This window comes from Paenibacillus sp. FSL L8-0435 (genome assembly GCF_037965655.1).
Taxonomy (GTDB): Bacteria; Bacillota; Bacilli; order Paenibacillales; family Paenibacillaceae; genus Paenibacillus.
Genome location: NZ_CP150185.1, coordinates 1,510,581 through 1,529,900 on the forward strand (window position 1 = coordinate 1,510,581; position 19,320 = coordinate 1,529,900).

Genomic DNA, 19,320 nt, shown 5'->3' on the forward strand with positions numbered 1-19,320 from the left:
TATGAAGATGTTTTATTTTTATTGTGCTGAAGTCGCAGAAGGGACCGGCGCTGGTACTGGAACCGGTGCAGTTTCAGATGTCTCCTCTGCAGCTTCGGCTTCTTCAGCAGGTTCCGCTTGCGGCTGCTGAGCAGCCATCAGTTCAGCGACGATTTGATCTGTTGGTTGGGTAAGCAGCGCATACATGATCGCAGCCTCTTCCTGACGAATCAGAGGTTTGCGGGAAAGGAAATCAACGGATCCATCTTCCAGCACTTTTACCTCAGGTCCATGGATACCAAGCTTCGCCATCATCTGAACGGCTGGTACAGCCCATGGGTCCGTGTGTCCCGCAAGTTTGACATCCGTGAACAGTTCACTAGGATATTGCAGTTGCAGAATTCTCCACATCATGACCATGGCTTCCTGTCGGATAATCACTTGATCCGGCTTAAACTGCTGTTCGTCCTTGCCAGTAATCATACCCATTTCATATCCAAGTTGAATATATCCGGCTGCTGCATGGTCGGCCCAATCAGTGCCTGCAGGAGGTGTTGTTTTGCTGGGCTTCAATCCACTCAGTTTAAGCGTGTTCTCAATAAATTCAGCTCGTGTCACAGCTGATTTCGGTTGGAAAGACTTGTTAGCATCATTCTCATAATATCCAAGAGATTGTATGGCATAGATTGCTTCAGCATAAGGACTGTTCTCACGAACATCCCGGAAGCCCATAGGCTTTTGTCCTTTTTTCTCATAACCCATTGGGTTGAGGTAAGGTTCTTTCATATAGATGGTTCCATCAGCATTTTTCTTGAATGCTGTGAATTGACCGGTCAATTCATCTTTGAAGAGATTATCTTCCACTTGAATCAGGTTGCGTTGACCCAGAAAAACGTCCGAAATGCTCAATTGTCCTGGCTCTGTGCCAGCATTTTTCAGGGAACTGACGATCGTGCTAATTCGCAGATCCGCGTACAATCCGGTGAAGCGTTGCAGCTCAGCTGCGGATTGCGGCGTGTATTCCTTGAACTGTACAGGCTCTGCATATTGCGGGAAGAAACTTTGAATGAATGCCGGGTAGAACAGATTACGAAGTGCTCCATTTTGATTATACGTCAGGAAAACGCCTGTATTTTGCTCGGGAATAAAGAAGAGATAAGAGCTGAATCCGTTCAGGTCGCCTGCTTTTGTAATAACTTTTGGACTACTTCCTGCACCGGGAAGCTGAAATGCAGCTTCGAATCCATACGTGGTGTTTGGCAACAATGGGTGAATGGAAGAACGGTACTGTTCCATGCTTTTCACCGTGGATTCCTTGAGAATCCGCTCGTTGTCCTTCACGCCATCATTCAGGAAAGCGATCATGAACTTCCCAATGTCTTCTGCGGTAGACAACATGCCGCCTTGAGGCATAGGTGTTGGAGCGATGGTGTACAGATCAAGCGGGTTGTGTGCCGCATCATAGCCAGTAGCCAGCTGCTTTTGGAACTTTTTGTCCAGCATGAAACTGCTGTTATCCATTCCCAACGGTTTGAAGATATGTTGTTGCATGTAGGATTCAAAGGGCTCACCGCTTACATTTTCAACAATCATGCCAAGCAACAAGAACGAGAAATTATCGTACATGTAGGCGCTACCAGGCTCTCGAACGACAGGAGGCATATGTTGCTTTGCGTAATCCTCCATCGCTATGTACTTGTCGAAATCAGTATGGATGTCTTCCTGCTGCGGATCACGAATCTCGAATCCGGTCGTGTGGGTGAGCAGGTTCTCCACAGTTACAGACTTGTCAAAAGGATTATCGAATTCGAGCCCTTTCACATAGGTCTGAAAATCAGCTTGCAGATCAACCTTGCCTTGCTCCACCAGCTGCATTACAGCTGCTGATGTAAACGTTTTGGAGACAGAGGCTACACGGAAAGCAGTTTTTTTCGGATCGATCGCTGTTTTGCTCTCCACATCAGAGAAGCCATATCCCTTTTCTGCCAGAACTTTGCCATTCTTCACAACAACAACGGAGGCTCCAACATAATGGGGCTTTGCCTCAGGTGAATCGAAGAATGAATCCAGAAATGCTGTAGCCGATTCGGTTGTCAGCGCTTTCGTCTTTCCTTGTTCAGCAGCGACTGGAGTCGCGGTCTCCGCCTGGACTGCGGGTACCGACAGACTGAGAGACAGGACCACAGCCATAAAAGCTCCTGTTAGGGAGGTGAACCTGAAACGGGTCTTTCGTTTGGATAAATGCATGCAAACACTCCTTTATGAAAATATTTACAAAATAGTTACCTACCCATGTATTACTGATTACTCGCCCGATAGGTTTCACGATAATAGATTCCAATGTTGGCAATCCAGATCATAGAGATCACTACAATCGGGAATGGAGCAAAGGTAAAGAGCATCGAATATAGAACCATAGAGACCATTCCGACACCAAGAAGTACATTCATCATCTGAAAAGAACGATAGGCCGCGCGATACACAACCCATTTCTCGCCTTCATCGAGCTTCTCAAAATGATCCTTCTTCATATTGCGCGAGTTCAGATCCAGAGTGCGTTCAGGATAATAACGGTTGTATCGCTTCACAGTCAGAGTTTGCACGACCACAACGATGATAATAGAGATACACGAAGCAACGAGATTCAAGAGGTTGAACAGTTCTGGAGAATTCGGCATGGTTCGGTTGGATGCATACAAGGATAAGGTAAGTGCTGCCCAGGTAAACGTAAGAATAACGCTGAATCCGCTGAGAATCATCGCTTTTCCGAGGGAACGCTCTGCTGGAGAGATGAGTGAATCGGAATCTCCATAAGCATCATCTTCCATGGGAGGGACAGATGGCGTGCGGGAGAGACTGAAAATGTTCCACACCGTCATAACTACTACAAGAGCCGCCAGTATTGCGAATAAAAGATCATAGTCATAGTACACGGACAGCGTCCAGTTCAAGTCAGAAGGGAGTTTACTGACTCCGCTAGCTCCAAGAAAACCAACTACAGCGCCACCTGCAGCATACAAGGGAAGACGCAACCGCTTTTTGATGGACGATGATGATGAATTTTTCATTTTAATCTCCACCTTTCAGTTCAAAGATTTTTTCGACAGGTTCACGAAATACATGTGCTATTTTTAGTGCCAGAACGACCGACGGAGAGTAATCTCCACGCTCAATCAGGGCAATGGTTTGACGGGATGCACTAATGAGTTTGGCCAGTTCTGCTTGGGATAGCCGGTCTCTGGCTCGTAACTCCCGAACGTGATTGTGTAATTCTTCCACTTGCTCACCTCCATGAACCTAATGTACATGATAATTGCTTAAATGTAAACTATAATATACAAAATGTTAAAGATCATTTACTTCTGAACGTTGATAATGGACATGAAAAAGAGAGCCTTCTGGGCTCCCTTGGATGATTATTTTGTTGTCGGAAAAGTTGCCAGAAAAGTGAAATCAAGATGCATCTGCACACGGCAGAGGTTGATTCTGTTTCTCAGCCTTGCGAAGTATCATTCGGAAAAAGACGAGCGCTCCAAGCCCCATCAGGATATACAGACCAGCCATCGCATAGGAGGGCAGAAAGGCTCCAATGGTTAACCCGAGACTGCCGAGGAGGGCAGCGGCGTTGTAACTCATCCCGTCAGCAGCCATATAGGCAGCACGGTCCGAATCTGGAACCATACCCGCGAGCATGACCTGACGAACAGGGGCGTACATCAACTCTCCAATGGTTAGCAATATAGCGGATGAGATGAGTAACCAGGCCCAGTTGCTGAAAGCCAGTACGGTGAAACCTGCGGTATAGAGGAGCATACCGACAGTCATAATAGATCGGGACTGGAAGCGACCTATCCATCTGGAGAATGGAATGGCAACCAAGGCGACCAGTACGGTGTTAATGACCATGATCAGGCTGAACATATGCAGACCTGAGATATCTGAGCCGAACAGTTGGGCGGTGAATTCATTTTTTAGACGAACAGCAATGTATTTATCCAACTGAAATTCCAGGGAGACTGCAAGTACAGTAGCCGTGAAAAATATCATGAAACGTTTGTCCTGAAAGACCGCCCAATACGTTTTCAGTATGTTCCTCTGGATGGGAGCATCGCCATAACCAAGTACACGTTTATCCATTGTTTCACGAATCATAAAGATCAAAATAAACAGGGTAACCAGGCTTTCAAGGCATACCAGACTGAACAATAGGAAACGAAATGATTCGAAAAATAGCCCGCCCATCAGTGCACCAAAAGTTACAGCAACGTTTGTTGTCCAATATTGCAATCCATATACATAATGGCGTTCATGTTCACTGCTTACATCAACAATCATGGCATTAGCAATCGGCACGGTGATCCCTGAACTGAGACTGCTGAGCAGAAACATGAGACAAGTAACAAGGATTGAATCCATCCACGGCGAATTGGCGATGGCCAAGCCGAGTAGAGCCATGACCTGGAGACTTTGTGCGATCACCATTAACTTCTTCCGTCCAATCCGGTCAGACCAATATCCTGCCCACAATCCCACAATCATGGAAGCTACAATATTGACCGTCAGCAATAACCCCGCCAAACCTGCGCCAATCTGAATACTCAGATAGATCGCCATGAATGGAATGATGGACTTCTGGGTCAGATCGGTGAAAAAATCAGTAATGATACGTATCCTGATGTTAGGGTGCAGATCGGCGTATTTCATAAGTCGTTTTTCTTCCTTCCCACTGGTCATGTTGATGTTACTGAGTATAATGGAGGAAAACCTGAAGAAAAACTGTAGAAGCATCCGGATGGATTTCGTATTTTAGCAGAAGGTAGGGCATATATGGACATATCAGAACATTACATTCAACTGCGATTAAACTTTCCACATGTGCATGATGAACAAGAAGAACATACAACAGTAGGTGAACTGGCCGATCTATTATGTTGTACCATGCGCAATATGAACCTCATTATGAACAAATTCAAGGAGAATGGATGGGTCAGGTGGAACCCGCAGCGCGGAAGAGGCAAAAAATCGATGCTGGTATTTTGTGTCCCGTTGCTTGAAGTGGCGCGTGAACGATTTGACCATCTTCTGGATGGGAACAGGATGGAGGACGCCTATGAACTGGCTGCCGCCTTGCCAATTACGATGAGAGAACATCTGATGCAGCAAATGGAGCATCAATTCGGTCTGCGTTCGAATAAAGGGGACAGAGGACGAGTGGATACATTGCGGATTCCGCAGAATACACCTTTTAAGACTCTCGATCCAACGCAGACAGGGATGTGGGGAGAAGTTTTCATCATTGCAGAAGTCTTTGATCGTTTGGTCTGTTATCATGCTGAACGCCAAGTATGCGAGCCAAGTCTGGCTATAGCATGGGAGAGTCAGGTAGATGGAAGGGAATGGACCTTTTATCTGCACAAAGGCATACCTTTTCATCATGGAAGGATACTGGATGCAGAGGACGTCAAGTTTACCTTTGATCGCATCATCTCTGACAAGAGTAACCCATGCAGGCCTCTGTTTGGTTCCATTGAGAGCATAGAAGTGTATGACCAGTTGACTGTACGTTTTGTGTTGAATAAGCCCAACTTCATGTTCCCGGATCTAATGAGCAGTATGGCTGCATCTATCCTGCCTAGAGATGTGGAGATGAACCCGCTTCATCCAATTGGAACAGGACCTTATCGATTGACTCGTCATGATTCGAAGCTGCTCGTGCTAGAGGTTTTTCTTGCCTATTTCAGAGGACGGGCTTATGTGGATCGCGTTGAAGTGTGGCAGCTCCCCCACTCGGGACGAGCGGAGTCCATCATCAAACATGATTTATTTCCGGATGTACAACCTCGTGCTGTACAGCATGAGATACAGGGCGGTGTATATATGACGTTTAATATGCAAAAGGAAGGGCCCCAGCATGATGTGAATTTTCGCCGGGCTGTTCAACAGCTATTGAATGCGTATGAGCTGTCGCAAGCGCTCGGAAGCACGAATACGCAGCCTGCTTATAGTCTGATTCGAGGACGAGTACAGCCACCTTTAAAGGTGGCTCCAGATCAAGGGGAGCCATGGAAACAGCAATCGGAACAACCGGATGGTTCTTTCATATCTGTACCAGTCCTTTCCGTGGAGACCTCACTGGGGCGGGCCTCAGCATTATTGCGTTGCAGCTCTTACCAAGGGGAGAGTTTAAGCCTGTGGGTGGAAGAAGGAGAGAAGATGGAGGCGGATATGGTCTGGTTTGCAGAGAGAAGTAAACAGATTGGCCTACATATCAACATTATGCCGGGAGATCCGGTCCATGCAGTCTATCAAGATGGGTTCGGGGATTGTGATCTGATCTATACAGGAGAAGTCTTCAATGATCATGTCGTGCTGAGTCTCGTGACGATGTACACCTTCCAGAATACGTTATTCCTGATTGCGATGAATGATCACTGGAGACATGAACTGGAACAGGAATGTGGACGAGTGGTCATGATCCAGGAACCTGCGGAGCGGTTGAGTAGATTGATTGGGCTAGAAGATCGACTGATTCAGGAGGCGTTGCTTCTGCCCACATACAGCTTCAAGGAAGAACACGCCCATCATGATTCGCTGCGAGATTACCGTCTTGCGGGGTATGGTCTGCCTGATCTGCGCAGATTGTGGGTGAAGAGAAGCCCTGGTGCTGAGGAAGAGGACACGAGTTATCCGGTGTATATTCCGTTGTGGTAGGACTATGCGAGCGTAGCAATGCCGTATTAACGGACTTCACCGATTGCTTGTCAAACTAGTCCGCATATATCGAACAAGTCCCTCATAACATGTACTAATCAAGTAGGGGTTCTGCTGCAAGCACAATCCTGAAGTGAAAACATGTGCTAAAGGGGATGATGTCATGCGCCGAATATCATGGATGCTTGCCATGGTATTGGTCTTATCGGTCTTGCTTGCCGCCTGCGGGAAGAAGGATGCGGCAGCTGTGGTCAAAGATCTGAACGAAGTCGTAGGAGAGATGGAAAGTTACCAGGGGGCAGGCGTGATGACGCTGCATACCGGAGATACGCCGCAGCAGTACAAGGTCGAGGTATGGCATCAGAAGCCTTCCTATTATCGTATTGCGTTAACGAATGCCAAAAAGGATGTAACACAGATTGTACTGCGTAACGATGAAGGTGTGTTTGTTCTGACGCCGAGCCAGAACAAAAGCTTCCGTTTTCAGAGCAATTGGCCAGATAATCAGGGACAGGTATATCTCTATGAAACATTGATTCGGAGCATTACGGGGGATACAACCCGTCAGTTTGCGGATGAGAAGGAGAGCTATGTTTTTGATGTAGCTGCCAATTATAATACACACGCACTTGTCAGACAGAAAATCTGGCTGAACAAAAGTGATTATGCACCTAAACAGGTGGAGGTATCCGACTCCAATGCCAATGTTGTGGTTGATGTGAAATTCGACTCCTTCAAATTCGGGACTGAATTTGAAAAAGATGCCTTTGATATGCAACGTAACATGACTGCTGCTACAGAAAAAGGCGGCCAAACAGGAACAGATTCTGGTGTGGCTCCTGCGGAGCAAACAGGTGAGGACAGCACCAAAGAACCTGCCAATCCTCAGACTGCGCCTGAACCTGACGGAGCTGTCACTGATGGACAGACCGGTGTAGGTGGTGACACAGAGCAGCAAGGTACAGAAGGTGCTGCAACTGGTCAGGAAGGCGAAGAACCAACGCTTGCAGAGCCGGAAGGTGCAGACAGCTTTGGAGTAATTCAGCCGACGTATGCGCCGGAAGGAGTCCAGCTTAAGGATGATCAGATTTTGGAGGAAGCAGGAGACTATTCCGTCATGCTTCGTTATGAAGGAACATACAATTACACAATTTTCGAAGCCAGACCACAGGATCGAGCTGTGTCGCTTGCCCCATCCCGTGTACTGGATCTGGGATTCACACTGGGCATGGTCAGCGGAGATGCACTGCAGACACTGACATGGACGACAGATGGCATAGAATATCGGATCACCAGTGCCGATCTGCCTGATAACGAAATGGTACGCATTGCAACATCCATGCAGGAAGAGTCAGGCAAATGATTTTTGAACAAATGAACGAATAGCAGCATAAACATAAGGAATGCTAAGAAGCATCGGAGACCCGTTCTCCGGTGCTTTGCTTTGATGTAAGACAGGTATTCATCTGGCGCCGTTTTTCTTACCAGATACAACTCAATAATGCAAAACGCGCTTCTACGCAGAGGGAACCGGGTAAATAATCGATATAAGCAGATTTTGCCGGGGTGGAAAATGGAATTTTGCCCTGCCAATCTCGCTTATCGGTCTTCTTCTGTGTTCGCATTTGTTCCTCAAACGGCGCACCTTACATCTGTTTTTGAATGCGAAACTTCGGTTCATTTGACAGTCACATGCTGGAGCATTACGATGGAGTCTGACGTGAGCCGGATTAAGATGATTAGAGAAGGTGACTTAACGTGCAAGGACAATATCGGCCGACCCAAGCGGAGATCAATTTGGATCATTTGTGTACTAACGTAGAAGCTTTCCGCGAGGCATTGCCTCAGGGCATGAAATTCCTCGCCTGTGTGAAGGCCAATGCCTATGGACATGGAGCGGTGGAGACGGCTAGAGAACTGGAACGAGTGGGTGTGGATTACTTAAGTGTGGCTTTTCTTGACGAAGCTCTAGAACTGCGACAACATGGGATTACGATTCCAATCCTGGTACTGGGATATACGCCGCCTGAAGGGATCGCTGTTGCATGGCAACATGATGTGACCGTCACACTGTTCAGCAAGGAAGTGCTTGACGCCATTCGACATCTGGATGCGAGCACATTCGCTAACAAACTGAAGGTTCATATTAAAATCGACAGCGGCATGGGCCGATTAGGTCTGTTGCCTGGCGATGAGGCATTGGCTTTCATTGAGGAAGTAGCTTCGCTCAATCAGGTGATGCTGGAAGGTATGTTTACCCATTTTGCCAGAGCAGATGAAGAAGACAAAACCTATACACTGGAGCAGTATAGACGGTTCCAAAGCGTGGTTCATGCGCTCAGGGATCAGGGATGTTCCATCCCGATTATACATACGGCGAACAGCGCCGCTGCCATTGATACACCGGAATTGTCCTATGATATGGTACGTGTGGGAATAAGCCTGTACGGACTGTATCCTTCGGCTGAGGTGAATCATCAGGTGGTGAAGTTGTCCCCGGTATTGACGCTGAAGACAAAAGCGGTTCTGGTCAAAACACTGCCACCCCATTGGGGGATCAGTTACGGAACCCGTTATTTTACGCAAGGGTATGAACGAATAGCGACCCTGCCGATCGGATATGCAGACGGATTCTCCAGAATGCTGACAGGTAAAGCACAAGTGCTTGTACGCGGCCGCCGCGTCCCTGTCGTCGGTACGATCTGCATGGATCAGTGTATGGTGTCGTTACAATCTTTCGCGGAAGAGGCGGAAGAAATTCAAGTCGGCGAAGAGGTTGTCCTTATCGGTCATCAGTCTGGTGGCGTAATAACCGCAGACGAGGTGGCATCCCAACTCGGTACGATTGCATATGAAGTGATCTGCATGATGGCGCACCGCATTCCACGGGTATATACCCGCGGGGAAGCAGTAGTCGCCAGAATCAATCCACTTTTGACATCCTGATAGGTAAACTGGACGTCATTACCAATAAACTTTTTTTCAGAACAGAAGGAAAACTGTCGGAGCATCTCGAATTATGTATGACAGTAAGGATTTAATTCCTGAATTGAGATGTTTGGTCTGTACGAATATTGTTCCCCGTGTTTATAATGGAGTACAGCATACTTGATATACTCGGGGCATATATATTCCTTTGTATAAAAGTTCTGGAAAAACGTAATACTGGTTCACAATGGCGAAAGGTTTGTGGGGGTGGAAGAAAGGTGGCCAACTTGCAGAACACCAAGCGGATCATGATCAGTTTACCTGATTATCTTTTGCAGGAAGTGGATGGCATCGTAGCGCTGGAGAATTCCAACCGCAGCGAATTGATTAGGCAGGCTATGAAGCTGTATTTAACGGAGCGTAAGAAACGTTACATCCGTGAAACGATGCAGCGAGGGTACATGGAGATGGCAAAAATTAATCTGACCATGGCATCCGAAGCCTTTCATGCGGAGGAAGATGCGGACAGCACTCTGGACCGCTTAGTTAGCGGGGTGTAGACATTGATCGTAAAACGTGGTGACGTTTTTTTTGCGGATCTTTCTCCCGTTGTCGGTTCCGAGCAAGGTGGAGTCAGGCCGGTTCTGGTGATCCAGAATGATATCGGCAACCGGTTCAGTCCAACTTGTATTGTGGCGGCTATCACCGCCCAAATCCAGAAGGCAAAGCTGCCAACGCATGTTGAAATTGATGCGGCGGCACACGGCTTTGACCGGGACTCGGTTATTTTGCTCGAACAAATACGGACGATTGATAAACAGAGGCTGACTGACAAGATTACCCATCTGGACGAGGAGACCATGAAACTGGTCAACGAAGCCTTACAGATCAGCCTTGGTTTAATCGATTTTTAAGGCAGCAACCAGCGTCTTGTACGCTGCCCTGCCGTCCGTTGGCAATGGATGTTCCTGTAAGGGAACACACTGAATTCAGACTGTAACCAAAAGAGCGTATGACATCCTTCGGGCTGTTATGCGCTCTTTTGATTAAAGCTTGATGAAAGCGTAGAACATTGGCGATCTTTTCGCTATAATGAAACCTGAGAAACCGTTTACCCGAAAGACCTATATATAGAGGTGGAGGAGACATATGAGCATTTACATCAATCAAGAGAAACTTCAGTTTCATTTACAGACCCGCGAGGCCAGCTACGTATTCCAGGTACTGCCCTCAGGATATTTGGTGCATTTGTATTATGGCAAAAAATTACGCGACACCGATCTGAGCTGGTTGCATGTGCGGACAGAACGAGCGTCCTTTAGCCCCAACCCGGTGCCAGAGGACCGTACAATTTCATTTGATACATTGGCAGTGGAACTACCCGTGTATGGCACAAGTGATTTCCGTAATCCGGCTATCCAACTGGAACTTGAGAATGGCTCGACGGTTTCGGAGTTTACGTATACAGGCCATCGATTGGTCAAAGGAAAGGCAGCGCTTACCGGACTGCCAGCAACGTATGTTGAATCCGATGACGAAGCAGAGACGCTGGTTATTGAGTTGGAAGACCGCGTTGCAGGCATCAAAATCGAGCTTTCCTATACAGCCTTTACGGCATTTAATGCAATTACACGCTCCATGCGTATCGTTAATGAGAGCGCTACCTCAGTGAATGTGGCGCGTGCGCTCAGTTCATCTGTTGATTTTCCGCATGCTGATTATGAATTGTTGCAATTGTCAGGGGCTTGGACACGGGAACGTGATATCGTTCGCAGACCGCTTGCTTCAGGCCTGCAAGGGATTGAGAGCCGTCGTGGTTCAAGCAGTCACCAGCAGAATCCATTTATTGCGTTGATGACACCAGGCACGGATGAAGACCAAGGTGAAGTTTACGGATTCAGTCTCGTTTATAGCGGCAGCTTCACCGCACAGGCTGAAGTGGATCAGTTCCACACCACCCGTGTATCGCTCGGGATCAACCCGTTCGAGTTCAGCTGGAAGTTGGAGCCGCAAGAATCGTTCCAGACACCTGAGACAGTTATGGTGTACTCGGCTGCAGGTCTGGACGGCATGTCACAGTCCTACCACGAATTGTATCGGGAGCGTCTTGCGCGTGGTCAGTTCCGCAATGCGGAACGTCCGGTTCTGGTCAATAACTGGGAAGCAACCTACTTTGGATTCAATGCAGACAAGATTGAACAGATCGCTCGTGCTGGACAGAAGCTGGGTATTGAGCTGTTTGTCTTGGATGATGGCTGGTTTGGACACCGGGACAGTGACAACTCCTCGCTGGGGGACTGGATTGTAGATAAGAACAAATTGCCACAGGGACTGGATGATCTGGCTAACCGCGTAACAGGTCTGGATATGCAGTTTGGATTGTGGTTTGAGCCTGAGATGATCTCACCAGACAGTGAGCTGTACCGTGCGCATCCGGACTGGTGTCTGCATGTGCCTGATCGTCGCCGGACAGAAGGGCGTCAACAACTGGTACTCGATTTCTCTCGTCAGGATGTACGTGATGAGATTGTGCGCATGTTAACAGACGTACTTGGTTCTGCACCAATCACTTATGTGAAATGGGACATGAACCGGAATATGACGGAAGTGGGTTCTGCGTTGCTTCCGGCAGACAGACAGCGTGAGACCGCGCATCGTTACATGCTGGGGTTGTATGACGTTATGGAACGAATCACTTCGGCGTTCCCGAACATTCTGTTCGAGAGCTGTTCAGGTGGTGGTGGCCGCTTCGATCCAGGTATGCTGTATTACATGCCACAGACGTGGACAAGTGATAACACGGATGCCATATCCCGCCTGCGGATTCAATACGGTACGAGTCTTGTGTACCCGGTAAGTTCGATGGGGTCGCATATCTCAGCGGTACCGAATCATCAGGTCAACCGGATAACTTCACTTGAAATTCGGGGACATGTTGCAATGTCGGGCAACTTCGGTTACGAGCTGGATCTGACGAAATTCACGGAGGAAGAGAATGACATCGTGAAAGCCCAGGTTGAGCTGTACAAAGAGATTCGTGGAACGGTTCAATATGGAACATTCCGCCGTTTGCTCAGTCCATTTGAAGGTAATGAGACAGCATGGATGTTTATTGCACCAGACGGAAGCGAAGCCGTTGTATTCTACTTCCGCGTGCTCTCTGAGCCTAATGCGCCACTGCAACGTCTGAAGCTGAAAGGATTGGACCCTAATGCAGATTACCGTCTGAAAGGCGGCTCGGAGACCTTTACCGGCGATGCCCTCATGTATGGCGGTATTTCGGTAGGCAGCACATCAGGAGACTATCTGAGCGAACTGTTCCGGTTCGAGCGTGTCTAGATAAGTGAACTACATTTTATTTACATTGATGCTACGATGACAGAACAACCTTCCAATCGCTGTTATCCCCAGATTTTTCGATTCCCTTTTCTCGAAGGGGAAATCCGGGGATAAAGGCGAACGCTTCGCTTTTTCAGGTTTTTTCTGTCCTCTCCGTTATCGTGTAAATGAGAAGTTTCACTTATTAGATTGCTATTGCATATAAAGTTTTAAACAAAGGAGGACCGAGGAGCGTCGTGTTGACGTTTTTTCGGTCTTTTTTTGACGTATTGGGGAAGGCTGGAGGATGACATCATTCTGTCAGAACTTGTATGCTTGCGGATTGATGGAAATCTGGACGTGATTCTGTGATAATATAGGGTAGAGTGGAAGAAACAAATGGTTTAACTATACTGTAATTACAGCAGCAAAGCTGCCCTGAAATGATTGTAACGAACGATTCAGGAAGGAAAGAGGGATTTATTTTGTCTGAACAGGAAACGGTTCTGGAACCCAATGAAGAAACAATAAAGGCAGAACGCCATGAACGAATCATCAAACAGGTAGCCAAGGAACTGTCACTGTCCTTGAAGCAGGTCCGTACCACGTCGGAGCTTCTGGACGAAGGCAATACGATTCCATTTATCGCCCGCTACCGTAAAGAAATGACTGGAGAGCTGGATGAGAACCAGCTGCGATCGATTGAAGAACGCATTGTTTATCTGCGCAATCTTGAGGATCGCAAATTGGAAGTCATCCGTATTATAGAGGAACAGGGCAAGCTGACCGGAGAACTGAAGCAATCCATTACGCAGGCTGTGAAGCTGCAGGAAGTGGAAGATCTGTATCGACCTTACCGTCAGAAGCGTAAAACACGTGCCAGTGTGGCCAAGGAAAAAGGTCTTGAGCCCCTTGCTGTATGGATCTGGGGTCAACCGAAACAAGGAGATGCACTCCAGGAAGCTGCGAAATATATCAATGCTGAACTGGGTGTAGAAGATGCAGAATCGGCGCTTCAGGGAGCCAAAGACATTCTGGCGGAGAATATTGCAGACGATGCTGCCATTCGTGCCTGGATTCGTCGGTACACCTTGGATCACGGGATGCTGACTTCAGAAGCGAAGGATGCTCAAGAGGAGTCCGTGTACGAGAATTATTATGATTACCGCGAACTAGCCAAAAAGATGCCCCCACACCGTATTCTCGCAATTAATCGCGGTGAACGTGAGAGTATTCTGAAAGTCGGCCTGGACGTACAGGCAGAACCGGCCCATCGCCATATGGAAGGACAGATCATTCGTGGTGCTTCTGCCGTGCAGGATATCCTGCGTGATGTGATTGAAGATGCATACAAACGGCTTATTGCGCCTTCCATTGAGCGAGAAGTTCGTGGAGAACTTACGGAAAAAGGTGAAAATCAGGCCATATCGGTATTCTCGGCCAATCTGCGTAACCTGTTGCTTCAACCGCCTATTCATGGCAAACGTGTGCTGGGTGTCGATCCGGCCTATCGTACCGGTTGTAAACTGGCTGTAGTAGATGATACGGGCAAACTGCTGGAAGTGGCTGTGACCTACCCAACGCCACCACACAACAAGAAACGTGAAGCTGCGGAAGTATTCCATCGGATGATCAAGCAATATGATATCGGACTGATCGTCATTGGTAATGGTACCGGATCACGTGAAACGGAGCAGTTTGTTGCTGAGATCATTCAGGAGAACGGTGATGAAAGTCTTGTGTATCTGATTGTTAACGAAGCAGGCGCGAGTGTATATTCTGCATCCAAGCTGGCCCAGGAAGAGTTCCCGGATCTGGATGTTGCCGAGCGCAGTGCAGCTTCCATCGCACGTCGTGTACAAGACCCGCTTGCGGAGTTGGTTAAGATTGATCCAAAAGCCATTGGCGTGGGTCAATATCAGCATGATGTATCCCAGAAGATTCTCGAAGAAAGCCTGAAGGCTGTTGTCGAATCCGCAGTTAACCATGTGGGTGTGGATGTGAATACGGCATCACCTTCGTTGCTGTCATATGTTGCCGGAGTTAACGCTACGATTGCCAAAAACATTGTGAAGTACCGTGAAGAGAATGGCCGGTTCACGAACCGCCGTCAGCTTCAGAAGGTTCCACGTCTGGGTGCCAAAACCTATGAGCAGTGCGTAGGATTTATGCGTATTGGTGAGGGCGAGAATCCATTGGATCGTACACCGATTCACCCTGAGTCCTACAAGGTGGTGGATCAGCTGTTCAAGGAGCTTCAGGTTGCACTGGACAAGCTAGGAAGCAAGGAACTGTCGGTGTTACTGTCTGAGCAACAGCCAGAGCAGCTGGCTGTGAAACTGGACGTAGGTGTACCTACATTGCGTGACATTCTGGACAGCTTGCAGCGTCCAGGTCGTGACCCGCGTGAAGAAATGCCCTTGCCAATCTTCCGTACAGATGTATTGAAAATTGAGGATCTGGTGGAAGGCATGGAGTTGCAAGGTACGGTTCGGAACGTTATTGATTTCGGTGCTTTTGTTGATATTGGGATCAAGAGTGATGGGCTTGTCCATATCTCACAGCTCAGCAACGGGTATGTTAAACATCCGATGGATGTTGTATCTGTCGGAGACAATGTAACGGTCTGGGTTATGAATGTGGATACCAAAAAAAGCCGTGTCGGCCTTACGATGAAGAAGCCAGCTTCTGCGCAACAGTCTTCTTAAATAGTAGGATTGGAGAACAGCCTTCCCTAACCAGGAAGGCTGTTTGTTGTCGACAGTAATGTTCCCGTTGTCCGTTCTAATTCCTTTAGTAAGTACGGTGGGAATAATGATGGCTTTTTCTTAAAGAGCGTGTTCAAAAGGCCATCCTTCGTAATCCAAAGCAGACTTTTATGAACAACCTCTTAAAGTTCGTTCTCCGCGCTGCGTGGTGTGCCATTTGCTGGTTTATTGCGATAAAAGAACCAGCATTCGTTCAGCAACTTGATTTGCCGGCTGTCCTTTTTGTGAAATGCACGCATCAGTTGATTGCAAAGCCATTGAGGCAAGGGTATCTCCTCCTCTTGCATAATTCATCTGTACGTTAGCATATGTGGCAATAGCCTGGACTGTGCGGGATAAGTGGAGGCCTCCGGCAAATCAATCTTGTTCACTCAAAAAAAAGCACAAATCCCAATTCAGGGAGATGTGCTTTTCGTTCTCATCATTATAAAATGATAACTGCAGTGAATTAGAGAGCTTCCATCTCTTCTTCATACCATTGTTCCAATTGGGCCTGAAGAGCCCGGATTTCGGTAAGCAGAGAAATCAAAGGATAATGGCTTTCACGTAGTGCTGCAAAAGATTCTTCAAGCGCATTGATATAATCAAGGCCGCCGATGATAGTAAGATTTTCGTTTAGGAGATCGAGGCTGTCACATTCGGCGATCGCCCAAGGCAGGACAGGGACATCTGCTGCAGTGAGTTTATCAATTTCCTTGTGCAGGCGCAGGTTGAGCGCACTGAGTTGATAGGCGTAATCTGCCGGCATTTCCACGAACTGCAATTGTTGTTCCTGCTGCAGGATGACATAGCGCATTGTAGGCATAACGAGTAATAATCTCCCCTCATACATTCTACTTGACAGTGTAGCCTACGAAACGGTTAAAATTCAAGTATTATACCGGAAAAACAAATGCTCCGAGGGGGTGCAAGGAGAGGATACCGATGGAAAATGAGGAATTGCAACAATGGATTGAACAGGTATCACTGGATCATTTCGGAGTGCCGTTCACCCATGAAGCGTTGTTTAACAGTCGCCTGACCACAACAGGTGGGCGTTATATGCTCAAAAGTCACCGGATTGAGATCAATCCGCATCAACTCGAAGCCTATGGGCGAGATGAGGTTGAGAAAATCATCAAACATGAGCTGTGTCACTATCATCTGCATATTCGTGGGCGCGGCTATCAGCATCGTGACCCGGAATTCAAGGCTTTATTGCAGAAGGTAGGCGGCTCGCGTTACTGCCAATCACTTCCTGACGGTAAAGGCAGAAAGCCGCTGCCATATCGTTATAAGCTGGTGTGCAAGAGCTGTGGTACGGAATATTTGCGCAAGCGGAAAATAGATCCGAAGCGTTACCGTTGTGGTCGTTGCGCGGGAAAGCTGGGCCTTCAGAATATCTGATGTGTGCATTGTTCACTACGCGTAAGTAAAGTGATGAAAGGCATGTTGACTTGGATTATTAATCATGATAAATTAATCTTATTCAAGTTAATTTTCCCTGATAGCTCAGTTGGTAGAGCACTCGACTGTTAATCGAGTTGTCACAGGTTCGAGCCCTGTTCGGGGAGCCATTTCTTGGAGAGATACCCAAGTGGCTATAAGGGGACCCTCTGCTAAGGGGTTAGACTGCGTAAGCGGTGCGAGGGTTCGAATCCCTCTCTCTCCGTTCTGAATTAAACTTCTCTGCAAAGGGATGAGAACCCTAAAGGTTCGTCGGAGCATAAGCTTCGTTAGCAATACTTCGCAGTCTCGAACGAAGTGAGAGTATCCCTCTCTCTCCGTTCTGAATGACAAAAAATCCTCTTCACATTAGACCGGTTAACGGTCAGTGTGAAGGGGATTTTTTGCGTGTACTGATCTTTGGTTATCCCTTGTATACGCTTCTGCTTAAAGTGTGATGCTCAACACCTCGTATAAACCTTTCTTGCCTGCTTCCGTTACTTCGACAGAGCGACTTCCTGTTTTTTGACGAATCCAGTCCAGTTCCGATAATCGATGTCTGAGTTGTTCCCCAAGTATACCTGAGAGATGATGACGGCGTTCGCTCCAATCCAGACATTTGCGAGCGATGGCCCGGCGTGATCCTGGCTTCATCTGAAGTTTAATTCCAAACGTAGTGAACCACTGTATTCCTTTCTCTGTAACTTGATAATCCTTGCTGTGTGCCTCTTCTGGCTCTGAAAGATACCCCTTCTGTATTAAGGCTTCACAGAGCGAGATTCCCAATTTCCCGGCCAGATGACCATAACAGGTCCGTGCATGACTCAGTTGTTGAAGCTGATCGGATTGTTTGAGAGAGCGGATCTGTACAGGCGGAGCAATACTGGCCATCGTTTCAATCAGATTAGCAATTTCTTTGTTTGCAAGACGGTAGTATCGATGGCGTCCTTGTTGTTCAACTTCGAGTAATCCTCCCTCTACGAGTTTAGCTAGATGGCTGCTTGCCGTCTGGGGAGTGACACTTGCCATATGAGCAAGCTCTCCTGCGGGCAACGCACGGCCATCCAGTAAGGATGACAGAAAAATAGCGCGGCTTGGATCAGCGATTAACGACGCAATAACAGTAATATTCGGATATACATTCATACTTCGATCATATCTGAACTATTACTGTATTACAATCCAGTTGTATCGTCCTACGGTCAGATTGAGCTTATATATCATTGGAATGGGAACAGGAGAGGTTCAGGATGAAAAAGATAACGAAACAGGACTTTGCTACAGAGCAGTTGTCCGCGAGTCCAGCAGTGATTCAACATGAGACGATTAATCCCAGTATTTTATATTATGGTACGCCCGTATTGCTGCTAAGCACATTAAATGAGGATGGGTCAACCAACCTGTCACCATTATCTTCGTCTTGGGCGCTTGGGGATTGTCTGGTTCTCGGTCTAGGTACACAGGGCAAAGCCTATGAAAATCTGAGTCGACATCCGGAGTGTGTGATTAATTTACCAGATGCGACCATGTGGAGACAGGTTGAGGCATTAGGACGTTATACGGGAGTCACACCGGTTCCTGAGGAGAAAAGGAAGATGGGCTATGAATATTGTCATGATAAATTCACTGTAGCTGGACTAACATCTGAATGCTCGGTTCAGGTGGCACCAGATAAAATAGTTGAATGTCCGCTCCAGATTGAGGCGGCTGTACAACACATACGTATTCCCGAACATACACCGTTCATGGCGATTGTGGAAGTGAAAGCGTTGAAGGTGCACGTGCACACAAGACTAATATCTGGACCGAACAAGATTAATCCAGAGGAATGGCATCCGCTGATATATAATTTCAGACAATATTTCGGATTGGGCAAGAGACAAGGGGAAAATTTCCGGGCAGAGAAGTGACCTGAGTAGAGGCTTTTTATTATATAAGATGAATTAATCATTTACACGATAACGGAGAGGACAGAAACAAACTGAAAAAGCGAAGCGCTCGCCTTTATCACCGGATTTTCCCTTGAGAAAAGGGAATCGAAAAAATCTGGGGATAACAGCGATTGGAAGGTTGTTCTGTCATCGTAGTGCCAGTGTAAATAATCTTTAGTTCAACTTATATAGTCAGGGAAAGATTGGGTAATAGTAAAGATAGACTCATGTAAGCATATACATAATGAAAGAGGTGATGT

General features: G+C 47.3%; 16 protein-coding genes and 2 tRNA genes. 11 read left to right on the forward strand and 7 right to left on the reverse strand.

The genetic code is table 11. The features are described 5' to 3' along the window. Window positions 1-18: 18 nt before the first annotated feature. From NST33_RS06715 to NST33_RS06730, 4 genes are all read right to left on the reverse strand, one after another. Entirely contained in the window at window positions 19-2,226 is a 2,208-nt protein-coding gene (locus NST33_RS06715) for a serine hydrolase (protein WP_339307293.1), read from the reverse strand. A gap of 50 nt (window positions 2,227-2,276) precedes the next feature. Beyond that, entirely contained in the window at window positions 2,277-3,047 is a 771-nt protein-coding gene (locus NST33_RS06720; protein WP_339307295.1) for a DUF3169 family protein, read from the reverse strand. A 1-nt stretch (window position 3,048) separates the two neighbouring features. Next, window positions 3,049-3,258 carry a helix-turn-helix transcriptional regulator gene (locus NST33_RS06725; protein WP_339307297.1) on the reverse strand — a complete coding sequence of 70 codons (210 nt, stop codon included), beginning with the start codon at window positions 3,256-3,258 and terminating at the stop codon, window positions 3,049-3,051. 174 nt (window positions 3,259-3,432) lie between these two features. Then, a complete protein-coding gene (locus NST33_RS06730; RefSeq protein ID WP_339307298.1) occupies window positions 3,433-4,713 on the reverse strand; it encodes an MFS transporter in 1,281 nt (426 codons plus the stop codon). 93 nt (window positions 4,714-4,806) lie between these two features. On the opposite strand from NST33_RS06730, the gene NST33_RS06735 reads away from it, so the two are divergent. The 7 genes from NST33_RS06735 to NST33_RS06765 all read left to right on the forward strand — a co-directional run bounded on the left by NST33_RS06735 (window position 4,807) and on the right by NST33_RS06765 (window position 15,644). Then, complete coding sequence (locus NST33_RS06735; protein WP_339307299.1) at window positions 4,807-6,690, forward strand: ABC transporter substrate-binding protein; 1,884 nt, start codon at window positions 4,807-4,809, stop codon at window positions 6,688-6,690. 163 nt (window positions 6,691-6,853) lie between these two features. Then, entirely contained in the window at window positions 6,854-8,053 is a 1,200-nt protein-coding gene (locus NST33_RS06740; RefSeq protein WP_339307301.1) for a DUF4367 domain-containing protein, read from the forward strand. A gap of 395 nt (window positions 8,054-8,448) precedes the next feature. Continuing rightward, window positions 8,449-9,636, forward strand: coding sequence for an alanine racemase (alr, locus tag NST33_RS06745; RefSeq protein ID WP_339307303.1), 1,188 nt, complete (start codon window positions 8,449-8,451; stop codon window positions 9,634-9,636). 260 nt (window positions 9,637-9,896) lie between these two features. Continuing rightward, window positions 9,897-10,178: a ribbon-helix-helix protein, CopG family gene (locus NST33_RS06750; protein ID WP_017690037.1), complete on the forward strand. Its 282-nt coding sequence runs from the start codon at window positions 9,897-9,899 to the stop codon at window positions 10,176-10,178. A 3-nt stretch (window positions 10,179-10,181) separates the two neighbouring features. Next, window positions 10,182-10,532 carry a type II toxin-antitoxin system PemK/MazF family toxin gene (locus NST33_RS06755; protein WP_024630714.1) on the forward strand — a complete coding sequence of 117 codons (351 nt, stop codon included), beginning with the start codon at window positions 10,182-10,184 and terminating at the stop codon, window positions 10,530-10,532. Window positions 10,533-10,767: 235 nt separating this feature from the next. After that, window positions 10,768-12,957, forward strand: a complete 2,190-nt coding sequence (locus NST33_RS06760; protein ID WP_339307305.1) for an alpha-galactosidase — start codon at window positions 10,768-10,770, stop codon at window positions 12,955-12,957. A 464-nt stretch (window positions 12,958-13,421) separates the two neighbouring features. Further along, window positions 13,422-15,644 carry a Tex family protein gene (locus NST33_RS06765; protein WP_339307307.1) on the forward strand — a complete coding sequence of 741 codons (2,223 nt, stop codon included), beginning with the start codon at window positions 13,422-13,424 and terminating at the stop codon, window positions 15,642-15,644. 182 nt (window positions 15,645-15,826) lie between these two features. On the opposite strand, the gene cmpA is transcribed toward NST33_RS06765, so the two are convergent. Next, entirely contained in the window at window positions 15,827-15,970 is a 144-nt protein-coding gene (gene cmpA, locus NST33_RS06770; protein WP_017690033.1) for a cortex morphogenetic protein CmpA, read from the reverse strand. A 182-nt stretch (window positions 15,971-16,152) separates the two neighbouring features. Beyond that, complete coding sequence (locus tag NST33_RS06775) at window positions 16,153-16,509, reverse strand: hypothetical protein (protein WP_017690032.1); 357 nt, start codon at window positions 16,507-16,509, stop codon at window positions 16,153-16,155. A 119-nt stretch (window positions 16,510-16,628) separates the two neighbouring features. Here NST33_RS06775 and NST33_RS06780 point away from each other — a divergent pair, with 119 nt between their 5' ends. The 3 genes from NST33_RS06780 (at window position 16,629) to NST33_RS06790 (ending at window position 17,355) form a co-directional block, all read left to right on the forward strand. Next, the gene (locus NST33_RS06780; protein WP_036669054.1) at window positions 16,629-17,090 is read left to right on the forward strand and encodes a SprT family protein; all 462 of its coding nucleotides are present in this window, start codon (window positions 16,629-16,631) and stop codon (window positions 17,088-17,090) included. 94 nt (window positions 17,091-17,184) lie between these two features. Beyond that, a tRNA-Asn gene (locus NST33_RS06785) sits at window positions 17,185-17,260 on the forward strand. 6 nt (window positions 17,261-17,266) lie between these two features. Then, window positions 17,267-17,355: transfer RNA gene (locus NST33_RS06790), tRNA-Ser, on the forward strand. A 221-nt stretch (window positions 17,356-17,576) separates the two neighbouring features. On the opposite strand, the gene NST33_RS06795 is transcribed toward NST33_RS06790, so the two are convergent. Continuing rightward, a complete protein-coding gene (locus tag NST33_RS06795) occupies window positions 17,577-18,275 on the reverse strand; it encodes a winged helix-turn-helix domain-containing protein (RefSeq protein WP_339182784.1) in 699 nt (232 codons plus the stop codon). 104 nt (window positions 18,276-18,379) lie between these two features. Here NST33_RS06795 and NST33_RS06800 point away from each other — a divergent pair, with 104 nt between their 5' ends. After that, window positions 18,380-19,039, forward strand: coding sequence for a flavin reductase family protein (locus NST33_RS06800; protein ID WP_339182786.1), 660 nt, complete (start codon window positions 18,380-18,382; stop codon window positions 19,037-19,039). Window positions 19,040-19,320: the final 281 nt, after the last annotated feature.